We start from the raw sequence: 12852 nt of genomic DNA on the forward strand, positions 1-12852 counted from the left end.
GCCGGCTGACAACCGGTGCCCCCCGAGCAACAAATTCCATCCCCCTTTTCAAATAATCGTGCCCCTCTTTTTAGTAACTTACTTGCCATTGGGCAAAAACATCGTCTTGGCAATGGGAACACTTCGTTTGATTCAATCGACCTTCATTTTACTACTCTTCTTTTTGGCAACCCCCTTTGGCTTCGCACAAGAAAAACCGAATGTCATCCTGATTTTCCCGGATAACCTGGGGGTCGGTGAGGTAGCCGCGTACGGCGGCGCACGTGGGGTACCTACCCCAAATATCGATAGGATTGGTGCCGAAGGTATCCGGTTGACCAACTTCAATGTGGAATATTCCTGTACGCCATCCCGTATTGCCATCCTTACGGGTAGGTATGCGGTCCGTGCAGGAGAGGACTATTATGCAGGTACTACCTTGTGGGAAGAAACCATTGCCGAACGTTTGAAGTCCGTCGGCTATGCGACGGCACTTTTTGGCAAATGGGATCTTGGCGCCAAGAACTGGCATGGAAAACGGGAACCGACCCAACAAGGTTTTGACGAGTGGTACGGCATACCGGGCACCACCCATGTCTCCCAGTTTCCCACGATGGAGGGCTTCGACCCCAATTTACAACCGGCCCCTTATATCTGGGAGGGAACCACCGGCACTCATTCCAAAAAAGTAAAGCCTTTCGACCCCGAAACAAGACGCACGATTGATAGAGAAGCTGCCGAAAAAAGTAGGGCGTTTATCAAGGAGCATGCCGCCAATGGGCAACCCTTCTTTTTGTACTATGCGATGACCCAACTGCATTTTCCCGCCCTGCCCCACCCCGACAAGTCCGGTACCACGGGAGCGGGGGATATGGGGGATTCCATGGCCGACGTCGATTACAATGTGGGATTGATCTTGGACCAATTAAAGGCATCGGGCATCGAAGACAACACCCTCGTTATCTGGTGTACCGACAATGGTGCCGAGATGAGACGCCCATGGCGGGGTTCCCCAGGCCCGTGGAGGGGCTACTACAATTCTGCCATGGAGGGCGGTATTCGAACGCCCGCCGTCATCCGATGGCCCAATCGGATCAAAGCGGGACAGGTATCCAATGAAATGGTGCATGAAGTGGATCTGTTCACTACGATACTCCATGCCGTCGGCTCGCCGGAAGCGGTTCCCCAAGACCGCATCATCGATGGCGTTAACCAATTGCCCTTTTTGGAAGGAACACAAAAGCGTTCCAATCGGGAAAGTGCCATTTTCACCCAACGTTTTGGACAAATTATGGCCGTCAAATGGCGCGATTGGAAACTGTGGTATGTCTACAAAACCGAAATGCCCGATCCAGCACCCGATAACCTGGTCCGCTTGTTCGATTTACGGGTAGACCCCAGGGAAGAAATAGATGTCAAGGATTATTACCCTGGTGTCATCGGTATTATGGATAGCATCGTGGCCGACTATGAAGCGACCTTTATCGAACATCCCCGGGTAAGCGCCAATGCCAATGCGGCGGACCCATACGTGGCACCACCGGCGAATTCGGGAACGCCGGTACAAACCTACGCACGGACCGATAGAAACGCCCTAGGTCCGCGGAGTGCGGCCATGGAGCATCCTGATTTTTCGGGCGCCTGGTCGACCACCGTACTACATCGCGTCTCGGTCATCAACCGGGTAGCAGAACCCTTGGTGCCCACCTTGGGTAGTGGATGGGGGGATCACATAGCCATTACACATCGTCCCGACCAATTGGAGGTGGAGCGCGTGGTATTCATCCCAAGGGAAATTCAGCAACTGGTCCGGTATCGCTTCTCCCTGGATGGTTCGGAGTCCGAGAACAGCCTCCAAATGGGCCGCACCGGAAAGCCCATTGTTTCGACCAGTACCTGGAAAGAAAACAGACTGGTCATCACCTCTTTGTATCCCTTTCAAGATTCCAAAACCGGCCAATGGCTTACGAGCAAAGTAACCCAGACGCTATGGCTTGAACCGCCCGGTGGCACCCCATGGGAACCCACATTGATCGTCGAGACCACTCGGGAAGGATTATTAGGAGGCGCGTCTTCGACCAATCGAACGGTGTATACCAAGGGGTATCGGTAATTCGATGACCTGATGGATGTCATTGGATTACTCCTTGATCCTCCCTATTTTTCTTTTTCCAATCCAAAAATTAGCAATATGGTTTCCGATACTGTCAATATCGCGGATGGACCTAATGACGGAAGAAAGGTATTTAGGAAATTGGGGACATGTTCCCGTACTTTCTTTCATATTTTAAATCGGGAATTTGGTCATCCAAAAGAATGGGAAGAAGAAGCTTCGGGAGCCCTGGCAGGAGGAATTATGCAACAAGGGGAACAATGTGGTATGCTCTGGGGTGCGTCATTGGCAATAGGGGCCGAAGCCTATCGTAGCTGCAAAACTAAAAGTGAGGCCATTGCTACGGCCATTATCGCCACACAGCATGTAATGAATTCCTTTATGGAGAGGGAGCAGACCATCCAATGTAAAGAAATCACCCGTTGCGATTTTGGCAATAAATGGAGTTATGCCAAATACATGATTACCGGCCGGTTTTTGCATTGCTTTAAAATGGCACAGGAATGGGCTCCACAAGCCGTTCGCTCGGCCCAGGCAGGATTAACCGACGAAGAATTCGAGAAACATCGGACGGCGATGAGTTGCGCAACCGAAGTAGCCAAAAGAATGGGGTCTTCCGAGGAGCATATGACCATGGTTGCAGGCTTCGCCGGCGGTCTGGGACTCAGTGGTGGAGGTTGCGGAGCTTTGGCCGCCGCCGTTTGGATGAAATCACTCACAAGGATAAAAGGGGAAGATGAGAAATTTCAAGTACAGAACCAAGACGCAAAAAAGACTTTAGAGGTCTTTTATAAAACTACCAATAACAACATAGTATGTTCGGAAATAGCGAGTGAACTCTTCAATGACATCGACGAACATACCCAGTTTCTGGAGAATGGAGGTTGTGCCCATCTTATCAAAACGCTAGCCGAGTCCTAAAAATAAAATAGGTCACCGATAAAATTTTAAGGGCTGGGTCTCAAAATCCCTGGCATAGCAGGGTATGGGTATTCCCTAGCGTCTGTTGGTGGTGCATACGAAAGACAAACCCTTGCGACACTAGAAAATCGGCACCCAATCGGTATCGCTGATGGTGCTTGTTTCGCGGACCAGTGTACCGACCGATAGTTTACAAGGTTTCATGGGCGCTGTTCGATTTTATTGCTACGATTTTTATACATTGTACATTGTACACATCAAAGAAAGATAGCTATTTTACCTATTTACAGCTGTTGTGGGCAATTAGCGCTGTGAAAGGGTCGTGCATAATGGTAAGCATGGTGGTCAAAAATGATAAACAATCCAAGAATTTTGATGGACAAAATGAATAGCGATTATAAAGTGGGTGAATTAATTTATGATGCGAATATTTACGATGGAATGAATACCAGCCTAGCTGATTTGGAATTTTATAAAAATTGGCTGCCGAAAAATAAGGATGCCCGAATACTGGAGCTTTGTTGTGGCACAGGCAGACTTACGGTACCCATCGCAAAGGATGGATATGATATTTGCGGGGTAGATTTCAATGCTTCAATGCTTGACCAAGCAAAAGTGAAAGCTTCCGAACAAGAATTAACGGTTGCGTTCATTGAGTCCGATATCAGAACTTTGGATTTGCCGGAGAAATACGACCTTATTTTTATTCCATTCAATTCAATCCATCATCTATATACCAATGATGACCTATTTAAGGCATTTGAAGTTGTCAAAAATCATCTCAAAAAAGGAGGTTTATTTCTGTTGGATTGCTTTAATCCCGACATCCGATATATCAGCGATGGTGAAAAAGAACAAAAGGAAATTGCCCAATATACGACCAGGGATGGAAGGGCTGTTTTGATAAAGCAAACCATGCGATATGAAAGAAAAACACAGATGAATCGCATAGAATGGCATTATTATATAAATGGTGCGTTCGATTCCATCCAAAATTTGGACATGAGAATGTTTTTTCCCCAAGAATTGGATTCCTATTTGGAATGGAGTGGTTTTGATATTGCTCATAAGTTTGGAAGTTTTGAAGAAACAGATTTTGATGATAATTCTGAAAAACAGATATTTATTTGTCGATAACTTTTAATGCACGATATGGAATTTCTTCCCACCACAAAAAATATACGCAATGTGGGGTGATGCGATAGCTACGAAACGGATAACAGTTATTAAATATGTTGAGGGTTGGATAGTTTGACGCTTCGAAATACCACGCTCCGTGTAATTAAACTATTGGCAACGATAAAACCACCCTTATGGTAAAAAAAATTACTAAATGGACGTTAGGGAGTATGGCTTCCTTGCTCGTTATCTTTTTGATTTATGGCACGATAAAACAATATAGCTATGATTCCAAAGTCAAAAAAGAATACCCCCCTACGGGTAACTTTTCCGACATAGGACAAAACAAAGTACATTACAAATATTCTGGGGAGGGCGAAGTCACTTTTATCCTTATCTCCGGGCTGGGAGAGTCAATGCATACGTGGTCTTCCATTGAGGATGAATTAGCTAAAAGAGGCCGTGTCTTTATGTACGACCGTTCTGGATTAGGACATAGTGAAGAGGGAATTTTACCGAGGTCTGTCGATAACAGTGCCGTCGAACTCAAAAAAGTTTTAGAAAACGAAAAGATACCGGGGCCATTCATTTTGATCGGACATTCGGCAGGAGGATTTATAGCCAGGTATTATGCCAAAAAATATCCCAACAACGTTTTGGGTTTATTTTTAATAGACCCGTACCAGGGTGACGTTGCAAAGGCCGAGGGTGCACAAGCCTCCTTAGGTTATAAGATGATGAACTGGTCGTTCCGAAATATGTCTTGGAGCGGAATTCCATATTATCTACTTCCCCAGCCTCCACATCCCACGTACAAAACTTCCAAGGCGATAAAAACCTATGGTTCAGAGGCAAACGTCGAAGATATCTCCCTGGAACAGTTTTCCAAGTTCGATAATGAAGGAGGGGCACTGCCACTCTACTTGCTCAAGGCAGATAATAAAAAAGCAAAATTGAATGAAGTCCAGAACAAATGGAGTAAGGCAGTTTTTAACAAGTACAATAACGGGAAAAACAAATATATACGCCTTGAAAGCGGACATCATATCCACATTGAGAAACCGGAAAAAGTCCTTGATGCCCTGGATGAATTTGTATCCAAATTATTGGATTAATTACTGTTGCCAACAAAAAGAGCAAACTTTCTTTTGGATTACCCCCACCCCAAAAGTAATTGTGACCCTCGGTCTGCGTTTAGCAGGTCGTTGGCGGTGCTTTAAAACCAAGCAGTATACCAACAATGGAAAAATATAGGAATTTACTCTCTTGGATGATAGTGCCGTTTATAAGCTATGGGTTCATCGGAAGCGATTCAAGAATTTTTGAGCGTCCTTATAAAATATTAAAATAACCTCTGCCAGCGACCGTCTGCTGCGTGTGTGAAAGACGAACCCTTGCGAAACCCAAAATTGGCACCCCATCGGCATCCCCGAGGTCGGAGGTATTGCGGACCATCGTACTGACCGATCCATCACGGAGTTTCAGTGGTAGTTGTACGATTTAATCGATGTGATTTTTATACATTGCATTCAACACCTATAAGCGCGACACGATTAATAATCAAATTCCTATGTTGGCGGTCATTTAGGAAAACGTGCCAGATTGAAATTTATAGGAGACTTTAAATTGAATTAAAACGCTAAAAATGGTGATTTTACAAAACGTAAGGTGAAATTATGCTAACAGACATCAATCCGAAATTACCAATGCGTGACAAAAATGTTACGAGGGAGTTTTATATCAATACGTTAGGATTTAAAGAGTTTGGGAGTGCTGATTTTGAAGGTTATTTGATGATAGAAAAAGACCAAATTCAAATCCATTTCTTTAAATTTAAAGAACTGGACCCAAAAGAAAATTACGGACAAGTATATATTAGAACGGATAACATTGATGAGTTTTATCAGGTATTGTTGGACAATAAAACAAAAATCCACCCCAACGGTACGTTGGAACTAAAAGCCTGGAAACAAAAGGAATTTTCAATACTTGACCCGGACAGTAATTTATTGACTTTTGGCCAAAGCATGTAGGGAATAAAAACGAACTGCTAAGAAGGTGCATAATTAATTGCGGCAGGATTTTCGAACCGGAAAATCCTGCAACCAATTATCTCTGTGGTCAGGCGGACATTTTCCGACGGAAAGTGTCTGCCTCTCCCCCGAGTACTCGGGGTCGTCGGAAACAAGAACGAATAAGACAGATAAACGTTAGTACCAATTAAATTAATCGATATGAAAGTTACAGCCGAAAAAAATGAAAAGGTTGCCAATATGATATTTGCATCCATTTATCCACACTACCTGAATAGATTGGTGAAGAACGGGAGAACCAAGGAAGAACTCAATCAAGTATTGGAATGGTTCACTGGCTTTGATCAAGATGCTTTACAAGCACTTATTGATGAAAAAGCGACCTTTGGAACATTTTTTCAAAAAGCTAACATAAATCCAAACGCACACTTGATCAAAGGGGTCGTTTGTGGGTATCGAATTGAGGAAATAGAGGATGAATTTCAGGTGTACAAACAATGTCGACGCATGGAAAAGCTGATCGATGAATTGGCAAAAGGTCGTAAAATGGAGAAAATTATGCGGGAAGAAAAGAAATAATGCTGATGCTCGTGATGTGCACAAGACATAGCTGGCAAGGGCCTAGCCCTAAGGTTTACACTTATATGCAAAGACCACCAAATTTAAAATGCAGCGCTGTGTTCAACTCGAAAAGTTAGCATCTTTCTACACGCTACGTTTCATACCCAAATCGTGGGTATCATAAAAACCATCACAAGCTATGATAAAAAGAATTATACCATTCCTTACTATTATCGCAATGATGGGTTGTAAGACAAATAATGGTATCAATGATTACTTTGGACAATCTGAACCCGAAACTACCCCGATTGTATTCGGAGCGGATTCGATTTCGCTGAAAGGTCGATTTGAACATGGGATTTCCTTCACACCTGATGCTCGGGAATTAGCGTTTGGAATACTAGGTGGGAATGCCGTTAAAGGGAAAATATATTATTCGAAAAAAATCGATGGTCAATGGGCTACCCCGAAAGATTTCAACCCTCTAAAAAATGAAAGTGTATTTCTCCCCTATTTTACACCCGATGGTAAATCATTACTGTACACCCAAAGCATACCCGACACAGATCAATTATATATTACCGATATTTGGAAACTGGATAAAATCAATGGCGATTGGGACTTCCCTAAAAAAATACCAACTCCATTAAGTTCCAAAACCAGGGAAGCTACTGCTAGTATGACCTATGATGGAACAATCTATTTCTCATCAAATAGAAATTGTCAGGGAAAAGAAAACTGTTACACAGCCGATTTGTTTTATTCCAAATTAGTGGATAACGAGTACCAAAATGTAAAAGAAATATCTAAATTGAATTCTTCAAATGATGAAGAAAGTGTATTTATTTCTCCAAAAGAGGAATACATACTATTTTGTAGGTATACGGATAATGAAACCTTCGTAGATTTATATATAAGTTATCGTGACCACAACAATCACTGGACGGAACCACAGCTTCTGGACGCAACAATAAATTCAAAAGATTGGGACAGACGACCATTTGTAAGTATCGACAATAAGTTTTTATTCTTTACCCGCTTAGAAATTGAAGAAAACAAGCTAACTGAATCGGATATTTATTGGGTAAATACAACAAAAGTATTTAAGCCTTTTGTTAATCATCCGATACCCGATATAACCTTACAGGTTGACGAGAAATTCGAAGTACAGATTCCAGCGGACTATTTCAAGGACATAGATGATAATCAATTGACCCTGACAATCAATCAAAATGAATTTAATTGGTTGGAATTCGATGGTAAAAAAATGAAATTATCAGGGTTGCCAACTCTAGAAGGAAATTTTGAATTGATTTTTACCGCAGTTGATCAATTTTCGAATAGGACCCGAAATAGCATAAAAGTAACGGTAAAGAAGTAATTAGGGTTCCCACCAATAAATGAACGCAATACGGGCCAATACGTGATAATTGAACCATTTAGGCCCTAAAAAAAGCAAAGAAACCTGAACGCTTAACCGCTCCGCGCCCACACTGCTCTTATTGGAGACCGATAGGGCACATTCAGCTAAAGCTGACTTTGGGTTCGGCTGTCCCGAAGCGTCAGGGCTTCTGACTGGTGCCTTCCTCTCGCTCCATCTTGCGGCTCGTCGGGGGCAAGAACGACTTCATAGCCAGATCGCACATCGCCAGTTACGGCATCGCACCCCGTGCTCCCCGGCAAGGCCTCTAGCATGCACTAACAGTTGCTAAAAGCAATTGACCCCTCTAACTTACACTCCCAATACCGTCAAAAACCAAAAAAGCTTTTCACTATATTAACATAAAATGACGCGGATTGCAGATAGCGCTGCGTTGGAAGCATTAACAGACAGCATGAGGATAGTAACAATTGCCTTTTTCGTCCTATTGATTTTCGCTTGTGGCAATGAGGCGTCCTATATTCGCATTCAAAAAAAAATCGCCTTTGAAAAAATCAACTATTTTAAATTTCCAACCGACTCTTTATCAAAACCTTTTCAATATAGAGTAACCTATTATTTTTCCAACGGAATCCCCCATAGATGGCTCGAACTGGATTCAACCGGTAAAGTTCTTACGGATTATATCTATGATTATGACGATGATTGGATACATAGCGGCGCAAAATACAGGGAAGATGGGGCAACGGAATATTCATTGGAAAAAGTACGATTTGAAAATGATAGCACGCAAATCACCGAGTGGCTTGACTCCATTGGCCAGGTATATTATACCATGACCGATAATTTAAACCAATTTGGAAAAACCTACAGAGCCACTTTTGAGGGAGATAAAGTTCATGGTTATGATTCAACATTTTACACAAAAGATGGATTCCAAAAACAAATATTCTTCACCAATGTCAAGGGAAAAGTCTTCAACGGTAGAACATTCGAGTACGATTCGGTCAATACCAATATCGACTGGGTTGTACGCAAAAAAATAGTGGAGGACACCATTCGGGAAATCCACTTTCGAGAGGTTTACTATGACAGTAGCTTTGTATCGAAAAATGGTGTTTTTTATGAAGGTGTTCTTTCAACAGGAACGTTCTCTGAAAACTCCATAAGCTTCACAAAAAATGAGGATGTCCTATTTCAAACAAGAACAGCGGATTGGGATAATCAATTTGGTTTCCTTTCCTATAAGAACAATGGGGTTTTTGGCGAGTCTGTTCCGCTTAAGATTTTAGATACTATCTATAACGGAGCAATTTCTCCACTTGGGGATAAAATCATATACAGCACAAAAAAGAACGTTAGCGAAAAAATAATGTTATTGAAAAAGAATAATGGTTCTTGGTCGGAAAAAATAGATTTAACCCAAAGTTCTGATATTGAAGGGGGTTATTTTTATTGGCGGACCGAAAACGAGCTTTATTTTTATACTCCAGAAAATAGTGGTGATATTGTGCAGGGGAAATTGGTAAATGATCAACTCATAGTCACAGATTACCTAAAGAGTTTAAATACATCATCGGGGACAGAATTTAGCCCTTACGTTGATAAGGAGAAGCGTTTTATTATTTTCACCAGATATCTCGAAGGTGATGAAGCGCAACAAGGTTTTTTCATAAGCTATAACTCGGCAGATTTTGATTCTCCAAATTGGTCAAAACCGAAAAAGTTAGATATGCTACCTTATGGTTGGAATGCCTACATCCTTAGTTCCGGGAAGCAGTTTCTCTATTCGAATGGAGACGACATACTAAGTGTTCCCTTGAAAAATTCGAAACTTCAAATCGGCAATTAAAACAATAAATAACTACTGCTAACACATATCGTATAAAGGCCATAGTCCCGTTCTCTAAGGTTACTGGCTTTTTTTGAAGTATCTTCCCTCTGCCGCCAGTTTGAAACTGGTGGCCATAACCCCCGCTAGTGGCCGTCTGCGGCGCGTATGAAAAACGAAACCTTGCGAAGCTAAAAATCGGGGCCCAATCGGTATCACTGATGTTCAGGCTCGTGCATGCTATCGTACTGACTAATCTATCAGGGGTTTGTTCAGTAGTTGTACGATTTTATCGATGCGATTTTTATACATTGTACACTAAACGTATAAATGCGACATGATTCATAAACATATCCCTATGTTAGGAAAAACATATCAGAATGAATAGAATATGAATTTATTAAATAAACTTTATCAAATTTTTCTATCTGAATACTCCAAAAGGCGGATTGAAAAAACCATACTCTATGTTGCGTTAATTGGCTTTTTCATACACTTAACTTTAATTTACCTATCAAAATTTAGCGTTGTAAATTTTCATTTAGAATCAGAATTATTTAAAAATCCCATATCTGCAATTTACACCCCGTTCTCGTTTATACTTGTTTACGAAGTTTACTTGTTAATTTATTATTTACCAAAGTCATTTACCACCTACATAACTAAACAGTATGAAATTATAACACTTATCATTATCCGAAAATTATTTAAGGATTTATCGGTAATTGAATTGTCATCTAATTGGTTTGATATAAAAGGAGATTTACAATTCACCTATGATATTTTGGCATCAATCATTCTTTTCTATCTAATTTTTCAGTTTCAAAAACAAGGAACACGAAAATCTCAGCCACCAAATGAGAATAAACCAAAAATTGAAAGATTCATTCATAGAAAGAAAATAATTGCTGTTGGTTTAGTTCCTATATTTTTTTTAATGGCTTTAATTACACTTTTTAATTGGACTTCGGACATTTCTTTTACTTCGAATAACTTACCCAGTTTTGATACAATTAATAATTTATTCTTCGACGAATTTTTTACCGTCTTGATTTTAGTGGATGTCGTTCTTCTGTTGATTTCCTTCTTCTACACAGATAAATTTCACAAAATCATAAGAAATTCTGGTTTTGTAGTTTCAACGATTTTAATCCGTATGTCATTTGGGGTAAGCGGATTAATAAGTACAATTTTAATTGTGGCCGCTGTTCTTTTTGGGTTAGCCATTATTCTTATTCATAACAAATTTGAAAGAAATACTTTGCCTAACAATCTATCCGACGAAAAGCCTTAGTGCCTTTCCATAGAGTTGCTATTTTTTTAGGATGTCAACCGCTTACCAGCCTAATCAATCCTAAAAATCACGGTATTGTCGAGTTGCGGTCAGCGCCTTTAGAAGGTTTATGCAAAATAGTGGCTATCCTTTCGTCGGTATTTCGTTAGAACTATCGACACGCTGTACGATTGCCCGTACATCCGGAATCACGGTCCGTGCCAGTTTTGAATTCCCATTGAGCAATACACAGATCCCGAGATCATCTTCCGGGTATAAAGCGATTTCATTTCGGTAGTTGTTCACACTACCACCATGATGCCAGATGGTAGTTTCCTTGTTCGTATCCATCCCTTGAAATCGGTGTATGCGCCACCCAAAACCGTAATACGATTGTAGATGACCGGGCCAACGTTGGTAGTATTTGTTATGGCCATTGAGGGCTACAAAAGGCTTAAAAACTTCGGTAATGTCCGCTTTTTCCATGACCTCCGGGTTGTGACCCAACAAAAAACGCATCCATTTGGCCATGTCCAAAGAGCTCGCATTGATACCTCCGGCTACCACGGCATTGTAATACCTATCTTTTAACGGTAGGCTTCGCCAACCTTTTCGCGCCCGTGCATGGGGTATCGCTACATTATCCGAATTCAATAAGGTTTCGTGATCCATAGAGACGGTAGCCATTCCCAAAGGTGTAAAGAATCGGTTCTGTAACGAACGTTGTACCGCTTTCCCGGTTGCTTTGCGCATGACCTCCTGACTCAGGGCGAACATGGCGTTTTGATAGCTGTAAAGCTGCCCTGGTTCACTTAAGGGCGTTACTTCATCAAATCGCCGGGCGATCGTTGCCATGGGCAAACCTGCCTCCACCAAATTGGTAAAACTATGATAAGGCGTGCCCGAGGTGTGCGATAAGATATGGGAAACGGTAATCTTGGCCGTATTAATGGGGTCTCCAAATTTAAATTCGGGGATATAATCAATGAGCTTGTCATTCCAGGATAGTTTGCCTTCGCTCTTTAACCCTGCGGCCAGAACACCGGCGAAGCCCTTGGATAGGGAGCCCAAGCGGAAGATGGTCGTGCCATCGATTTTAGCTTTTCCGTCGATACTTCGTTTTCCGAAGCCGTCGGAAATCAAAATGGAATCCCCTTCGACGATACTAACACCGGCCCCAACGATATCACCGTTAGCGATCGCTTTTTCGAAATAGGCCTTTAAGGCACCTTTTAGTTTTTGTTGCCGTAGCTTGTAGCGTTTCGCCTCCTTTTCATCAACCACCCTATGCTCCGGTACGGTCGCGGAAATCGTAGTATCGGACTCGTTCGTACGTACTGTTGAAGCAGTTGCCACTACAAGCAAAAAGATAACCAGTAGGGTTCCAATAAAGGTTTTAAATCGGCGCACGGCTTTTGTGGTTAGATTGGGACTGGGACATTTTCATGGGGCATTCTATACAAATAACTGATAAATAGGCTATTTATTTTACCTATATGGACTGAATGACTTCTAAATTACACAAAGAAGTAATTTTAAATCCAAGGAATATCAATGCCAAGAACAGCTAAAATTCGGTATGCCGATGTCTTTTCGGCCTATCTTAGGTCCAAATGATTGTTGGCGTTATCGGAAAAAATT

At 41.9% G+C, this 12852-nt stretch carries 10 protein-coding genes; 9 read left to right on the forward strand and 1 reads right to left on the reverse strand.

The genetic code is table 11. The features are described from left to right. Positions 1-88 precede the first annotated feature (88 nt). From FK220_RS12185 to FK220_RS12225, 9 genes are all read left to right on the forward strand, one after another. Positions 89-2092, forward strand: coding sequence for a sulfatase-like hydrolase/transferase (locus FK220_RS12185; protein WP_152574605.1), 2004 nt, complete (start codon positions 89-91; stop codon positions 2090-2092). Positions 2093-2170: 78 nt separating this feature from the next. Beyond that, positions 2171-3013: a C-GCAxxG-C-C family protein gene (locus FK220_RS12190; RefSeq protein WP_166204898.1), complete on the forward strand. Its 843-nt coding sequence runs from the start codon at positions 2171-2173 to the stop codon at positions 3011-3013. 375 nt (positions 3014-3388) lie between these two features. Next, complete coding sequence (locus tag FK220_RS12195; protein ID WP_238718999.1) at positions 3389-4150, forward strand: class I SAM-dependent methyltransferase; 762 nt, start codon at positions 3389-3391, stop codon at positions 4148-4150. Positions 4151-4326: 176 nt separating this feature from the next. Then, a complete protein-coding gene (locus tag FK220_RS12200) occupies positions 4327-5247 on the forward strand; it encodes an alpha/beta fold hydrolase (protein ID WP_152574607.1) in 921 nt (306 codons plus the stop codon). 561 nt (positions 5248-5808) lie between these two features. Further along, positions 5809-6165: a bleomycin resistance protein gene (locus FK220_RS12205; protein WP_152574608.1), complete on the forward strand. Its 357-nt coding sequence runs from the start codon at positions 5809-5811 to the stop codon at positions 6163-6165. Between the two features lie 201 nt (positions 6166-6366). Further along, complete coding sequence (locus FK220_RS12210; protein ID WP_152574609.1) at positions 6367-6744, forward strand: DUF2200 domain-containing protein; 378 nt, start codon at positions 6367-6369, stop codon at positions 6742-6744. A 181-nt stretch (positions 6745-6925) separates the two neighbouring features. Further along, positions 6926-8107: a putative Ig domain-containing protein gene (locus FK220_RS12215; protein ID WP_152574610.1), complete on the forward strand. Its 1182-nt coding sequence runs from the start codon at positions 6926-6928 to the stop codon at positions 8105-8107. Positions 8108-8561: 454 nt separating this feature from the next. Then, entirely contained in the window at positions 8562-9959 is a 1398-nt protein-coding gene (locus FK220_RS12220) for a hypothetical protein (RefSeq protein ID WP_166204900.1), read from the forward strand. A gap of 370 nt (positions 9960-10329) precedes the next feature. Then, entirely contained in the window at positions 10330-11232 is a 903-nt protein-coding gene (locus FK220_RS12225) for a hypothetical protein (RefSeq protein WP_152574612.1), read from the forward strand. 123 nt (positions 11233-11355) lie between these two features. Here FK220_RS12225 and FK220_RS12230 read toward each other — a convergent pair whose 3' ends face one another. Then, on the reverse strand, positions 11356-12621 hold the full coding sequence (locus tag FK220_RS12230; protein ID WP_152574613.1) for a serine hydrolase domain-containing protein: 1266 nt from the start codon (positions 12619-12621) through the stop codon (positions 11356-11358). Positions 12622-12852 lie beyond the last annotated feature (231 nt).

Origin of the sequence: Pelagihabitans pacificus, from assembly GCF_009371985.2 — a bacterium.
Classification (GTDB): Bacteria; Bacteroidota; Bacteroidia; order Flavobacteriales; family Flavobacteriaceae; genus Pelagihabitans; species Pelagihabitans pacificus.